The organism is Kitasatospora sp. A2-31 (assembly GCF_022288725.1).
Classification (GTDB): Bacteria; Actinomycetota; Actinomycetes; order Streptomycetales; family Streptomycetaceae; genus Kitasatospora.
Genome location: NZ_JAKNTA010000006.1, coordinates 293,534 through 307,461 on the forward strand (window position 1 = coordinate 293,534; position 13,928 = coordinate 307,461).

Genomic DNA, 13,928 nt, shown 5'->3' on the forward strand with positions numbered 1-13,928 from the left:
GGAGTCGCTCACAGCTCACCCATCGGGATGCGCACCCCGCGCTCGGCGGCGACCTCGTCGGCCCGGTCGTAGCCGGCGTCGACGTGCCGGATGACGCCCATGCCCGGGTCGTTGGTGAGCACCCGGCGGATCTTCTCGCCGGCCAGCGGCGTGCCGTCGGCCACCGTGACCTGGCCGGCGTGGATCGAGCGGCCGATGCCGACGCCGCCGCCGTGGTGGATGGAGACCCAGGACGCGCCGGAGGCGACATTGACCATGGCGTTGAGCAGTGGCCAGTCGGCGATCGCGTCGGAGCCGTCCAGCATCGCCTCGGTCTCCCGGTACGGGGAGGCGACCGAGCCGCAGTCCAGGTGGTCGCGGCCGATCACGATCGGGGCGGAGAGCTCGCCGGAGGCGACCATGTCGTTGAAGCGCTCGCCGGCCTTGTCGCGCTCGCCGTAGCCGAGCCAGCAGATGCGCGCGGGCAGGCCCTGGAAGTGCACCTTCTCCTGGGCCATCTTGATCCAGCGGGCCAGCGACTCGTTCTCCGGGAAGAGGTCGAGCACGGCCTTGTCGGTCTTGTGGATGTCCTGCGGGTCGCCGGAGAGCGCCGCCCAGCGGAACGGGCCCTTGCCCTCGCAGAACAGCGGGCGGATGTAGGCGGGGACGAAGCCGGGGAAGGCGAAGGCGCGGTCGTAGCCGGCCAGCTGGGCCTCGCCGCGGATCGAGTTGCCGTAGTCGAACACCTCGGCGCCGCGGTCCTGGAAGCCGACCATGGCCTCGACGTGCTTGGCCATCGACTCGCGCGAGCGCTGGGTGAACTCGGCGGGCTTCTCGGCCGCGTAGGTGGCCATGTCGTCGAAGGCGACACCGAGCGGCAGGTAGCTCAGCGGGTCGTGGGCGCTGGTCTGGTCGGTGACGATGTCGATCGGGGCGTCCATTGCGAGCAGCTGCGGGAACAGCTCGGCGGCGTTGCCCAGCAGGCCGATGGAGAGCGGCTGCTTCTTGTCGCGGGCGGCGGTGGCCAGCTCCAGGGCGTGGGAGAGGTTCTTGGCCTCGACGTCCAGGTAGCGGTGCTCGATCCGGCGGGCGATCCGGGAGGGGTCGCAGTCGATGCAGATCGCCACGCCACCGTTCATGGTGACGGCGAGCGGCTGGGCGCCGCCCATCCCGCCGAGGCCGGCGGTGAGGGTGATCGTCCCCTCCAGGGTGCCGTTGAAGCGCTTGTTGGCGACGGCGGCGAAGGTCTCGTAGGTGCCCTGGAGGATGCCCTGGGTGCCGATGTAGATCCACGACCCGGCGGTCATCTGGCCGTACATGGTGAGCCCCAGGCTCTCCAGCCGGCGGAACTCCTCCCAGTTGGCCCAGTCGCCGACGAGGTTGGAGTTGGCGATCAGCACGCGCGGCGCCCACTCGTGGGTCTGCATCACGCCGACCGGGCGGCCGGACTGGACCAGCATGGTCTCGTCCTGCTTCAGGCCCTGCAGCGTCCTGACCATGGCGTCGAAGGAGCGCCAGTCCCGGGCGGCCTTGCCGGTGCCGCCGTAGACGACGAGCTTGGACGGGTGCTCGGCCACCTCGGGGTCGAGGTTGTTCATCAGCATCCGCAGGGCCGCCTCCTGCTGCCACCCCTGTGCCGTGAGCCCCGTCCCCCGCGCCGCACGCACCTCGCGCGGTCCGCTCGTCTGCTGCTGCACCATGTCCTGGCCTCCCTGCGGATGAATTCATTCAGTCTTGACCTGGCTGAATATATCCAAACAATCAGCCCGCGGCCAGACCTCGGACCCATCCGATCAGCGCCGGTGCGCCGGACCCCCGAGCCCTACCCCGAATCAGGCGAACACCAGCCACTCGGCCCATCGCCGACGAACGGAGGACGCGAGGACGGCCGCCACCGTGCGACCCGCAAGGCTCGGGGATCCGCCGAGGAGATCGAGCGGAGCACGGCGAGCCCGTCCCGCTCGCCGCACCCCAGCCGCCGGAGCTGCACACCACCGCGGTACGGCCCGCGTCGTACAGCCCACGTCGCCGACCCGCACTCAGGCCGCTGCGCCACCGTCCCAGTCGATGCCGATCTCGGCGAGCCAGCGGCGATCCTCCTCGTCCGGGACGGCGGGGGCGGCCGGGCGGGGCGGGCGGGGGATCTCCTGGACCGGGCCGAGGCCGTACTCGTCGGCGGCCGCGGCCGCACGCGCGTCGGGCTCGATGACGCCGACGTGGACGGCGGTCTCGTCACCCGGGTCCAGGACGGTCAGTTCGGGTTCGGGCAGGCGACGCAGGGTGACGCGGCGTCCGCAGGTCGGGCAGGACCACTCGTCGGCGCCGGAGGCGAGCCGGCCGACGAACTTCATCTCGTGGATCACGCGCATGAGGGCACCCCCTACCGGAAGTGATGCCCGTTCTGGGCGGATCGGCAACCTGGAGGTACGGTCGCTGACGGGTCGGCGAGCGTCGACCCCAACGGGGAGGGACCGGGATGGACCGCGAGTGGAGTGTCGAGGAGAGCATCAGCGTGGCCGCCGCGCCGGCGGCGGTCTACCGCGCCGTCAGCGAGGTGCGCCGGATGGGTGAATGGAGCCCGGAGTGCCGTGCGGTGTGGGCGCGCCGCGGACCGCTGCGCAGGGGTGAGCGGTTCGTCGGCTTCAACCGCCGCGGGCTCTACGTCTGGTTCACCACCTCCCGGGTCACGGTCGCCGACCAGGACCGCGAATTCGCCTTCCGGGTGGACTCGTTCGGGCTGCCGATCGCCGAGTGGGGCTACCGCTTCGAGCCGGACGGCGACGGCGGCACGACCGTCACCGAGTACTGGCGGGACCTGCGGACCGGGCGGGGCGCGCCCTTCGCCGAGCTGCTGGGCAAGGTCTTCACCGGAGTCGCCCCCGAGCGGCGGGCGCAGGCCAACCGGATCGGCATGCGCGCCACCCTGGACCGGCTCCGGCAGGCGCTCGCCGTCTGACGGCCGGTGCCCCGGGCGCGGCCGCTCCGGGCGCGTTCACTCCAGGAACAACCCGCGGGCCGCCGCAGACTGCTCGATCGCCTCCAGCCGGGCCTCCGCACCGGGGAGTTCGTCGCACATGGTCTGCAGCAGCACCCGGCCGAGCATCATCGGCGCGCAGGCGGTGTCGAAGACCAGCCCGGTGCCGACGGCGGCCGGCAGCATCAGGTCGGAGAGCTTGGCCACCGGCGCGAAGGCGCTGTCGGCGACGGTCAGCACCGTCAGCCCGCACTCGCGGGCCACCGCCAGGGCGTCCATCAGCTCGCGCGGGTAGCGCGGCAGCGCGAAGCAGAGCAGCGCGCTGGCGCCGGCCGCGGCGGCCTGTTCGAGGCGGTCGGCCAGCATGCTGCCGCCCTCGTCGAGCAGCCGGATGTCCGGGTGCACCTTGGCGGCGAAGTAGGCGAAGCCGCGGGCCTGCGCCGAGGCGGCCCGCAGGCCGAGCACCGGCAGCGGCCGGGAGGCCGCCAGCAGCCGGGCGGCGCGGATGATCGGCTCGGGGTCGGCCAGCAGCTCGGCGAGGTGGCGCAGGTGCTCGATCTCGGCGAGCACGGCCTGCTGGTGCTCGTTGCGCACCGCGTCGTCCGGGGACTCCGGTGCGGCCGGCTCGCCGGCGCCCAGCTCGCGCAGCTGCTTGCGCAGCGCCGGGTAGCCGTCGTAGCCGAGGGCGACCGCGAAGCGGGTGACGGAGGGCTGGCTGACGCCGGCGAGTTCGGCCACCTCGACGCTGGAGAGGAACGGCGCCTCGTTCGCGTGCCGGACCAGCGAGTGGGCGATCCGCCGTTGGGTGGGGGTCAGCCGGTGCCCCTCGAAGAGCTGGAGCAGCCGGGCGGAGGGGCCGACGGTGCCGGTTTCGTCGGTGGCGGTCATCAGCGATACCTCCGGGTGCGAGCTGTTCGGACGACGACTGTGCAGCAGGACGTCGCGACTGGCAAAGACGTCTCGTCCAGCGGGACGTCCGGTGAGACGTCCCGCCGGCCGGGGCGGCCGGGGCGGCCGCGGGACCGGCCGCCCGGGAGCAGCCGCCGGACCGGTCGCCGACGAACCGCGGTGCGGGCGGGGGCGGTTCTCGGGGTAACCCTGATTTCCCCCTGAGCGCGCCCCGATTCCCGTGCGAACCGATGGACCCGCGGGGTACCGGGGGCCCAGGCTGACCTCATGGACACTCGCCAGGACGAACTGAGGCGCGACCTCGACGCCACCCTGCAGGCCCGCAAGGATCTGGGCAAGGAGTACGAGTCGGAGCTGGTCGACTCGTTCCTGGCCCGGCTCGACGCCCGGCTGGACGCCCGCCTCGACTCCCGGGTGGAGCGCCGGGTGGCGGAGCGGATGGAGGACTACGGTCCGGCCTCCCACCTCCGTCACCACCGCGGCCTCGGCCGCTCCAAGCTGCCGCTGGTCTCGCTGGTGCTGGGCATCCCGCTGACCGCGATCGCGACCGACGGCGGGAACGGCGGGTTCTCCGGCTTCATGGGCCTGGTGGTCTGCTGGGCCGGCATCGTCGGGGTCAACGTCGCGGCCGTGCTGGGCGACCGGCGTGACGAGCGCCGCTCGAAGCCGTCGCGGAGCGAGTGGGACTGAGTCCCACCCGCTCCCACGGCGTCGGGCGTCAGGCCAGCGGGCCGGTGACCTGCTCGACCGCCCGGATCAGCCCGCCGGACGCGACCAGCGCGGCGGCGGCCTCCAGGTCCGGCGAGAGGAAGCGGTCCCGGCCGGCCCCGCCCACCCCGGCCTCCCGGGCTGCGGCCATCGCGGCCGCGGTGGCGGGTGCGAGCCGGCCGCCGGAGTCGGCCTGCTGACGGATCTCCAGCGCGCGGGCGGCGGCGGTCAGCTCGACGGCCAGGATCCGGCCGAGGTTCTCGACCGCCTGGCGCAGCTTGCGCGCGGCGGACCAGCCCATCGAGACGTGGTCCTCCTGCATGGCGGAGGACGGGATCGAGTCGACCGAGGCCGGGACGGCGAGCCGCTTGTTCTCGCTGACCAGCGCGGCCTGGGTGTACTGGGCGATCATCAGGCCGGAGTCCACGCCCGGGTCGTCGGCGAGGAAGGCCGGCAGGCCGTGCGAGCGGGCCCTGTCGAGCAGCCGGTCGGTGCGGCGCTCGGAGATCGAGCCGAGGTCGGCGGCGGCGATCGCGAGGAAGTCCAGCACGTAGGCGACCGGGGCGCCGTGGAAGTTGCCGTTGGACTCGACGCGGCCGTCCGGCAGCACCACCGGGTTGTCGACCGAGGCGGCCAGCTCGCGGGAGGCGACCAGGGCGGCGTGGGCGAGCGTGTCGCGGCCGGCGCCGGCCACCTGCGGGGCGCAGCGGATGGAGTAGGCGTCCTGGACCCGCGGCGCGTCGTCCTGGTGGTGGCCGGTGAGGCCGGAGTCCTTGAGGACGGCGAGCATGTTGGCCGCGGACAGCGCCTGGCCCGGGTGCGGGCGGATCGGGGCGTGCAGCTCGGGGGCGAGCACCTTGTCGGAGCCGAGCAGCGCCTCCAGGGTCATCGCGGCGGTGATGTCGGCGGTGGTGAAGAGCCGCGCCAGGTCGGCGATGGCCATGACCAGCATGCCGAGCATGCCGTCGGTGCCGTTGATGAGGGCCAGGCCCTCCTTCTCCAGCAGCTCGACCGGCTCGATGCCGGCCTTGGCGAGCAGCTCGCCCGCGGGCCTCTCGACGCCGTCCGGGCCGGTCGCCACGCCCTCGCCCATCAGCACCAGCGCACAGTGCGACAGCGGCGCGAGGTCGCCGGAGCAGCCGAGCGAGCCGAACTCGCGGACGACCGGGGTGATGTCGGCGTTGAGGATGGCGGCCATGGTCTGGGCGACCACCGGGCGCACGCCGGTCCGGCCGGAGGCCAGCGTCTTCATCCGCAGGAACATCAGCGCGCGGACCACCTCGCGCTCGACGGCGGGGCCCATGCCGGCGGCGTGCGAGCGCACCAGCGAGCGCTGCAGCTGAGCGCGCAGCTCGGGGCTGATGTGGCGCACGGCGAGCGCGCCGAAACCGGTGGAGACGCCGTAGACCGGGCGGGGCTCGGCCGCGAGGGCGTCGATCCGGGCGCGCGCGGTCGCCATCTCGGAGAGCGCGTCGGGGCCGAGTTCGACCTTGGCGTTGCCACGGGCGACGGCCAGCACGTCCTCGGCGCTGACGTCGGCCTTGCCGACCTGGACGAGCGGCGCGTGGGGGGCCGCAGCACTGTGCATATCCATATACACCATCTCATCAGGTGAATGGAGATATGACAACCGCCTCGGGCCATCCGGCCGCATCACACCACCCGGCCGACCCGGCGGGCATGACTCCCAGCCGGGCCCGACCCCTCCACGACGGCGCCTCGGACCGGCACGGCCTCGACGAGGAGCCCGGCAGGGCGGGGCATTCGTCCCGCACTGCCGAACACCCCCCAGCATGCACCTCGGACCGGATCGCTCCAAGACGATACGTTCCGTCTCGCCAAGCCGGTACGATGACCCCATGGCCCGTCACAACGCCCCCGACCCGAACCGCCGCAACGAGCAGAGCCGCGCCGCGATCCTCACCGCGGCCGCCGAACTGGTCTCCGAGGTGGGCTTCGGCAAGCTCACCATCGAGAAGATCGCCGCCCGCGCCGGTGTGGGCAAGCAGACCATCTACCGCTGGTGGCCCTCCAAGGGCGCGGTGGTCTTCGACGCCTTCCTCGCCGCCAACGAGGACGCCGGCGGCGGCCACGACCTCCCCGACACCGGTGATCTCGCCGCCGACCTGCGGGCCGTGCTGCGCGCCACCGCCGACGAGCTGGCCGACCCGGCCTTCGACCGCACCGGACGCGCCCTCACCGCCGAGGTCCTCAACGACCCGGACCTGCTGCGCGAGTACCGCGAGCGGCTGCTCGACCCGCTGCTGGAGGTCAGCCGCGCACGCCTGCGGGCCGCCCGCACGGCCGGGCCGGTCCCCGCCGACGCCGACCTCGACCTCGCCGTCGAGCTGCTCTACGGCCCGATGTACTACCGCTGGCTGCACGGCCTCGGCCCGCTCGACCACGCCTACGCGGACCGCCTCGTCGAGGCGGCCCTGCGCACCCTCGGGGTGCCGACCGGCTGACAGCCGGCCGGCCGTCAGCTGCGGTTACGGCGACGGAGCATGACGATCACTGCGATGATCACGGCGATCACCACCAGCACCACCACGACGCCGATGATCGCGCCGAGCAGCTTGCCCAGGCCCTTCTTCTTCTTCTTCTTGGACTTGTCCTTGGAAGCGGCCAGCCGGCTGCTGTCGTGCCGGTCCGCGGCCACCCCGGCGACCGGGGCGGTCTGCGCGCCGGCGGTGGGGACCGATCCGGCCGAGGCGGCCGAGGCGACACCGACCGCGGCCGCGCGCGGCGCGGCCTGGGCCGCCGGAGCGGCGGCCAGCGCGGTGCCGCCGAACGCGAGCACCGCGGAGAGGACAAGGCCCGTCAGACGAGCACGCATGGTGTGAACCCCCATCCGGTCCGGCCCCCGTGGGCCCGCCGACCGCCGAACACCATCCCACGCCCGCCTCGCGCCGCCCAGCCCTGCGACAAGGTTCGCCCCGGACCGCGACCCGCTCGGAACACCCTGGTCACCGAACCGACACAACCCGCCGGGGCGCCGGCCGCGCGCGGGCGTCAGGCGACACCCGGCCGACCACCCGGGGCCGTCGGCGCGGCGCCCGCCGCCCCGCAGGCGGGGCCCGGAGAGGGCCGCCACGGCCGCCGTCAGGCCGGTGGTGCGGAGGAGGGGCCGGCGAGGGCGACGGAGACCAGGGCGCGCAGGGCCGAGGTCACCTGGCCGAGCGGCAGGGTGGCGTCGTCGGCGAACAGCTCGATCAGCCAGCCGCCCGCCGGGTTCTGGCCGCCGGCCGCGAGCATGCCGCGGTAGCCGGAGACCACCAGCACGGCCTCCTCCGCCGGGTCGTTCCCGGCCGCGCCCGCCCGCAGCGCGAAGGCACCGCCGCGCACCGCCCCCCGGGTCAGCGGGTAGTGCCGCAGGTCGAAGACCGCGTCCGGGGCCTCGATCTGCGCCCGCTGGGTCTCCGCGCGCGAGCTGCTCGGGCCGCTGGTCATCCGGTACACCGCGTGCTGGGTGGTGCGCATCAGCGGCGAACCGGGCGGGACGTACGACACCCACCAGCCGACCGCGTCCAGCAGCCGGGCCGAGGTCTCCGCGACCACCACCAGCTTGCCGATGGTGTCGGCCGGGTGGACCGAGCGGGCCTCGCCGTGCCGGTCGAGCGCGGCCAGCACCGCGGTGAGCAGCTGGCCCGGGTCTGCGCTGTGCGCCGCGCCGCGGAACCGCCGCCGGTCGGCGGCCCCGGCCCGGCCGTTGCGGCCCCGGGTGTCGGCCCGCTGGTGAGGGTCGGCGGCGTCGGCGAGCAGCACGGTCGGGTCCGGGGCGAAGCCGGGGCCGTGGCTGCGCCCGGCCACCACGGGGTGGGCCGAGCGGGCGGCCTTGGCCCGGTACTGCGCGGCGTCGGCGAGGCGGAACAGCCGGTCGGCCGTGGTGACCGGCCCGATCGAGTCCCCGGTGGAGGCGACCCCGCAGGCCACGCCCTCGCCCTCGGCCAGTGCCAGCGCGCGTGCGCACAGCTCCTCGGCGACGGCCACCACCTCGTCCGCCTTCTGGCCCTCGACCAGCAGGCAGAACTCGTCGCCGCCGAGTCGGGCGGCCAGGCTGCCGGGCAGCCGGGCGGCGGCCAGCGAGAGCTGGTGGGCGAAGCGCTCCAGCAGCCGGTCGCCCATCTCGTGGCCGAGCTGGTCGTTGACCCGCTTGAGACCGTTGACGTCGCAGACCACCAGCGAGACGACGGTGTCGTCCCGGTTGTGCGCCTCCAGCGCGCTCTCCAGCCGGGCGTCCACCGCGCGCCGGTTGGCCAGGCCGGTCAGCGGGTCGGAGAAGGCGAGCTTGCGCAGGTCGGCGAGGCGCTCGATCTGGGCCAGACCGGCCGAGATCTGGGCCGCCAGGAGGGTGGCGTAGTCCGCGTCGGCCTCGGTGAACTCGGGCATCCCGGCGGACCGGGCAAGGTAGAGCTCGCCCCAGGCCTGGCCGTGCAGCACGATCGGGGCGACCACGCAGCAGGCCCGCCCGCGCCGGCGCAGCGCCGCGGCGCGCTCCTGGCAGTACGCGCCGGCGGTCGGGTGCGAGTGCCCGGCGTGCGGCTCGGAGTCCTCGGCCGTCTGCACCCAGGCGCGCGGCAGCCGGCCGGTGGTCCAGCGCTCCTCCAGGTAGGTGACGATCTCGGGGAAGTCGGCGACCGGGTAGGACTCGTCCTCCGGCAGCTCCTCCTCCCCCGGGGCCAGCGCGCCGTGGTTGACCAGCACCCGCAGCCGGCCGGACTCCCGGTCCCAGACCGAGACGGCGGCCATCGACGCGCCGAGCGCCACGGTGGCGCGGGCGGCGGCGGCCCGGACCGCCTCCAGGGGGGTGAGCGCGGCCGACATGTCCTGGGCGAGCTCGACCACGGACTTCAGCCGCAGGTCGGGGGCGGCGGGCGGCTGGTCCGACCGGTCGCAGTCGCAGCCGCGGTCCGCCATGGTCGCCTCACTGCTCACCGGCTCGCCTCGTTCCCTGTGCCCGGTCCTGCCCGGTCCTGCGCGGCGCCGCCCACCGGGGGCGCCCGCTCCCCGCCCGGGCATGCAGCCACCACCGGGGGCTCGGACCGCGCCGGGGACGTACCGCTCGCATCCGCTTGCACCAAGACTATGGCGGTTTCGTTCGGTTATGCCCCGTTTGCCGGGATCGATCCGCGCCACCGGACGGGTTTCCACCGTTCGGCCACCGTTCCCCCACGTACGCCGGCGTACGCCCCGCCGCCGGGCCGCAACCGCGCGGACGCGCGGCCTCCACGCCGACCGGGCCGGGGCGCCGACCGGGCCGGAGTGCGGCGGATCGGGCGCACCCGCGCCGAGCGCGGGCGCGGGCCGGCGCGGGCTACTCCGTGCGCAGCCGCCGCGACAGCAGCCAGGGCTCGACCAGCCCGAGCCCGCGGACCGGACGGCGCCACATCGGCTGGAGGTTGAAGCGGTGCCCGGCGTCCGGCCCCGGGACCGGCAGACCGGACGCCGGCATCCCGGCGGCGGCCGACAGCGCGTCGGCGAGCCCGGGCCCGTCCGCGTCCGCCGGGGCGACGCTGCCGTTCTGCTCCAGCGCGATGGCGAACTCGCCGTCGATCAGCACGGCGTCCTTGGGCGCGATGGAGGTGAGCCGGCTGGCCAGGTTGACGGTGGTGCCGAAGACGTCGCCCATCCGCGAGGTGACGGTGCCGAAGGCCATGCCGACCCGCAGGGCCGGGATGGTCTCGTCCTCGGCCAGCGCCTCGATCAGGCCGAGGGCGATCTCGGCGGCGGTGACCGGGTCCTCGGAGACGTAGAGGATCTCGTCGCCGAGGGTCTTGATCACCCGGCCGCCCTGGCCGGCGATCAGGTCGGAGCAGGTGTTCTCGAAGGTCTCGACGAGCTCGCCGAGCTCCTCCTCCTCCAACCGGCGGGAGAGCCGGGTGAAGCCGACCAGGTCGGCGAAGCCCACCGCCAGCCGGCCACTGGTGATCTCGGTGTCCTCGGCGGCCTGCACCACCCGACCGGTGACGGCGGCCAGCTGCCGGCGCCAGACGTAGACCAGGAACTGCTCCAGCTCGGGCAGCAGCAGCTCGACGAGCGGGTACGCCACCTCGGCCCGGGTCAGTCCGGGCTCCACCGACTGGGTGAGGTTCTCCAGGAAGGTGTCCATCTGCCAGCCCGCCAGCCGGGCGGTGGTCTGGCCGGTGGAGCGCGCCACCTGGATCGCCATCGACTCGCTCAGCAGGCCGGACTCCACCAGGCCGGCCAGTCGGCGCAGCGCGATCACGTCACCGTCGGTGAGGGCCCGGGACTGCCCGATGTCGGGGAAGCCCATCGCCCGCCAGAACCTGGTGGCCAGCTCCATCGGGACGTCGGCGGCGCGCGCGGCCTGGTACGGGGTGTAGCGGCGCGGCGCATCCAGGATCAGGCGTTCGAGGTCGAGCGCGACCGTCTGGTCGTGGGTGCCCGCCGTTGCGCCCTTGCTGCCGTCCTCTGCCACCGGTCCGTCCCCGTGCGGTCGCCGCACTTGCCTCGTGTCCTGCCTGTCCGGGCGCGCCCGCCGCCCGCGGGCAGTGGCGCGCCTCACACTCCTGCCAGGTGGAATATTCGCACGGAATCCCGCGATCCGGGGCATCCGCCCGGGTCAAGGGGAGGTGAAGGGTGCCCTTCAGCGCGGCTCCGGGCGCACGTGGACGACGTCCCCCGCGCCCACCGCCCGCCGGGCGCCGTCGGGCGTACGGACCACCAGCCGGCCGTCGCCGTCCACCGCCACGGCCTCGCCCAGCAGCTCGCGGTCGCCCGGCAGGTGCACCCTGACCTGACGGCCCAGCGTGGTGCAGCGGTCCAGGTAGGCCGGCAGCAGACCGCTGGCCTGCGGGTCGCCGGCGGCGGCCGTCCACTCCTCGTACAGCCCGGCGAACTCGCGCAGCAGGGCGCGCAGGAGGGTGGACCGGTCGGTCACCGCGGCGCCGGCCAGCACCAGCGAGCCGGCCGTGGGGACGGGCAGCTCCGCCTCGCGCAGCGAGACGTTCAGGCCGAGGCCGGCCACCACCGCTCCGCCGCCGAGCTCGGTGAGGATGCCGCCGATCTTGCGCTCCGCGCCGGCGATCTCGACCTGGAGGTCGTTGGGCCACTTCAGGCCGACCTCGACCTCGGCGACCCGGTTCAGCGTGCTGGCCGCGGCGACGCCGACCAGGATCGGCAACCAGCCGTACCGTTCGACGGGTACCCCGTCCGGGCGAAGCAGGACGGAGAGGAAGATCCCGGAGCGGGCCGGGGCCGTCCACTGCCGCTCCAGCCGCCCGCGGCCGGCGTTCTGCTGCTCGGCGACGAGTACGGCGCCCTGCGGCGCGCCCTCCGCGGCCCGTGCGGCCAGGTCGCTGTTGGTGGAGCCGGTCTCGGTCACGACGTCCAGCGAGGTCCAGAACCCGCCCGGCACCAGCAGGTCGTGCCGCAGCGCCGCGGCGTCCAGCGGCGGCCGGTCCAGGTCGGTCCAGGGCGACGGCCCAGCGTGGCCGAAGCCGCGCAGTCCACTACGACGGGGGGTCACGGGTTCGGTCATGGTCCGAGCCTAGGCGCTGGCGGGCGGTGCGCGGGGGATTGCCGGACCGCTCCGGACGGCGCAGTCCGCCCCATCGTCCCGCAGAACGCGCGTCGACACACTGTGTCGCTGACCATAACGGCGGGACATTACGTCTGGCCCTCCGTGCTGGCTACGCTACTCAACGGTAGTTCGTTGCGCCGCCCTGCCCTCGTGCGCGGTCCCCCTTCCGGTCCGCGCAGCACTCAACAGGTCGCGGCCCATTGGATCAGGGAGAGCCCACCGGATGACCGAGGCGCCGTACGACCCCCACACCACTGCCGGAAAGCTCGCCGACCTGCGGCGCAGGATCGACGAGGCGGTGCACTCCGGCTCCGCCAAGGCCGTGGAGAAGCAGCACGCCAAGGGCAAGCTGACGGCCCGCGAGCGCGTGGTGGAGCTGCTGGACGAGGAGTCCTTCGTCGAGTTCGACGAGTTCGCCCGGCACCGCTCGACCAACTTCGGGCAGGAGAGGAACCGCCCGTACGGCGACGGCGTGGTCACCGGCTACGGCACCATCGACGGCCGCCAGGTCGCGGTCTTCGCCCAGGACTTCACCGTCTTCGGCGGCTCGCTCGGCGAGGTCTTCGGCGAGAAGATCGTCAAGGTGATGGACTTCGCGCTGAAGACCGGCTGCCCGGTCATCGGCATCAACGACTCCGGCGGCGCCCGGATCCAGGAGGGCGTGGTCTCGCTCGGCCTGTACGGCGAGATCTTCCGCCGCAACGTGCACGCCTCCGGGGTGATCCCGCAGATCTCGCTGATCATGGGCCCCTGCGCGGGCGGCGCGGTCTACTCCCCCGCGATCACCGACTTCGTGGTGATGGCCGACCAGACCTCGCACATGTTCATCACCGGTCCGGACGTCATCAAGACCGTCACCGGCGAGGACGTCGGCATGGAGGAGCTGGGCGGCGCGCGCACCCACAACACCAAGTCCGGCAACGCGCACTACCTGGCCACGGACGAGAAGGAGGCGATCGAGTACGTCAAGAGCCTGCTCTCGTACCTGCCCTCCAACAACCTCTCCGACGCGCCCTCCTTCCCCGAGGAGGCGGACCTCTCGGTCACCGACGAGGACCTCGAACTCGACACCCTGGTGCCGGACTCGGCGAACCAGCCGTACGACATGCACAAGGTGATCGAGCACGTCCTGGACGACGGCGAGTTCCTGGAGACCCAGCCGCTGTACGCGGGCAACATCATCACCGGCTTCGGCCGGGTCGAGGGCCACTCGGTCGGCATCGTCGGCAACCAGCCGATGGACCTCGCCGGCTGCCTGGACATCGCCGCCAGCGAGAAGGCCGCCCGGTTCATCCGCACCTGCGACTCCTTCAACATCCCGGTGCTGACCTTCGTCGACGTGCCCGGCTTCCTGCCCGGCACCGAGCAGGAGTGGGACGGCATCATCCGCCGCGGCGCCAAGCTGATCTACGCCTACGCCGAGGCCACCGTGCCGCTGATCACCGTGATCACCCGCAAGGCCTTCGGCGGCGCGTACGACGTCATGGGCTCCAAGCACCTGGGCGCCGACCTCAACCTGGCCTGGCCGACCGCGCAGATCGCCGTCATGGGCGCGCAGGGCGCGGTCAACATCCTGCACCGGCGGGAGATCGCCGAGGCGCAGGCGGCCGGCAACGTCGACGAGAAGCGGGCCGAGCTGATCGCCTCGTACGAGGACACGCTGCTCAACCCGTACCTGGCGGCCGAGCGCGGCTACGTGGACGCCGTCATCGCCCCGAGCGAGACCCGCCGGCACATCGTCCGCGGCCTGCGGGCGCTGCGCGGCAAGCGCGAGGTGCTGCCGCCCAAGAAGCACGGCAACATCCCGCTGTGATC

The 13,928-nt window shown here is 73.8% G+C and carries 11 protein-coding genes and 1 pseudogene; 4 read left to right on the top strand and 8 right to left on the bottom strand.

The annotated features are described in order from the left end of the window. Window positions 1–8 precede the first annotated feature (8 nt). Both hutU and MCM47_RS19270 read right to left on the bottom strand, forming a co-directional pair. The gene (hutU, locus tag MCM47_RS19265) at window positions 9–1,679 is read right to left on the bottom strand and encodes a urocanate hydratase (protein WP_238862872.1); all 1,671 of its coding nucleotides are present in this window, start codon (window positions 1,677–1,679) and stop codon (window positions 9–11) included. 339 nt (window positions 1,680–2,018) lie between these two features. Continuing rightward, on the bottom strand, window positions 2,019–2,348 hold the full coding sequence (locus tag MCM47_RS19270) for a hypothetical protein (RefSeq protein WP_238862873.1): 330 nt from the start codon (window positions 2,346–2,348) through the stop codon (window positions 2,019–2,021). A 107-nt stretch (window positions 2,349–2,455) separates the two neighbouring features. Here MCM47_RS19270 and MCM47_RS19275 point away from each other — a divergent pair, with 107 nt between their 5' ends. Next, window positions 2,456–2,935, top strand: a complete 480-nt coding sequence (locus MCM47_RS19275; RefSeq protein ID WP_238862874.1) for an SRPBCC family protein — start codon at window positions 2,456–2,458, stop codon at window positions 2,933–2,935. 36 nt (window positions 2,936–2,971) lie between these two features. On the opposite strand, the gene MCM47_RS19280 is transcribed toward MCM47_RS19275, so the two are convergent. Beyond that, a complete protein-coding gene (locus MCM47_RS19280) occupies window positions 2,972–3,841 on the bottom strand; it encodes a MurR/RpiR family transcriptional regulator (RefSeq protein WP_238862875.1) in 870 nt (289 codons plus the stop codon). Window positions 3,842–4,129: 288 nt separating this feature from the next. Here MCM47_RS19280 and MCM47_RS19285 point away from each other — a divergent pair, with 288 nt between their 5' ends. Then, window positions 4,130–4,552, top strand: coding sequence for a hypothetical protein (locus tag MCM47_RS19285; RefSeq protein WP_238862876.1), 423 nt, complete (start codon window positions 4,130–4,132; stop codon window positions 4,550–4,552). Window positions 4,553–4,580: 28 nt separating this feature from the next. Here MCM47_RS19285 and hutH read toward each other — a convergent pair whose 3' ends face one another. Beyond that, entirely contained in the window at window positions 4,581–6,164 is a 1,584-nt protein-coding gene (gene hutH / locus MCM47_RS19290; RefSeq protein WP_374209169.1) for a histidine ammonia-lyase, read from the bottom strand. 265 nt (window positions 6,165–6,429) lie between these two features. Here hutH and MCM47_RS19295 point away from each other — a divergent pair, with 265 nt between their 5' ends. Further along, entirely contained in the window at window positions 6,430–7,035 is a 606-nt protein-coding gene (locus tag MCM47_RS19295) for a TetR/AcrR family transcriptional regulator (protein ID WP_238862878.1), read from the top strand. Between the two features lie 14 nt (window positions 7,036–7,049). On the opposite strand, the gene MCM47_RS19300 is transcribed toward MCM47_RS19295, so the two are convergent. The 4 genes and pseudogenes from MCM47_RS19300 to MCM47_RS19315 all read right to left on the bottom strand — a co-directional run bounded on the left by MCM47_RS19300 (window position 7,050) and on the right by MCM47_RS19315 (window position 12,071). After that, window positions 7,050–7,406: a hypothetical protein gene (locus tag MCM47_RS19300; protein WP_238862879.1), complete on the bottom strand. Its 357-nt coding sequence runs from the start codon at window positions 7,404–7,406 to the stop codon at window positions 7,050–7,052. Window positions 7,407–8,260: 854 nt separating this feature from the next. Beyond that, a pseudogene (locus MCM47_RS19305) lies at window positions 8,261–9,487 on the bottom strand (diguanylate cyclase domain-containing protein); the annotation flags it as partial. 397 nt (window positions 9,488–9,884) lie between these two features. Continuing rightward, the gene (locus tag MCM47_RS19310) at window positions 9,885–11,009 is read right to left on the bottom strand and encodes an adenylate/guanylate cyclase domain-containing protein (RefSeq protein WP_238862880.1); all 1,125 of its coding nucleotides are present in this window, start codon (window positions 11,007–11,009) and stop codon (window positions 9,885–9,887) included. Window positions 11,010–11,177: 168 nt separating this feature from the next. Beyond that, window positions 11,178–12,071 carry a biotin--[acetyl-CoA-carboxylase] ligase gene (locus tag MCM47_RS19315; RefSeq protein WP_238862881.1) on the bottom strand — a complete coding sequence of 298 codons (894 nt, stop codon included), beginning with the start codon at window positions 12,069–12,071 and terminating at the stop codon, window positions 11,178–11,180. A gap of 265 nt (window positions 12,072–12,336) precedes the next feature. Here MCM47_RS19315 and MCM47_RS19320 point away from each other — a divergent pair, with 265 nt between their 5' ends. Then, complete coding sequence (locus MCM47_RS19320; RefSeq protein WP_238862882.1) at window positions 12,337–13,926, top strand: acyl-CoA carboxylase subunit beta; 1,590 nt, start codon at window positions 12,337–12,339, stop codon at window positions 13,924–13,926. Window positions 13,927–13,928: the final 2 nt, after the last annotated feature.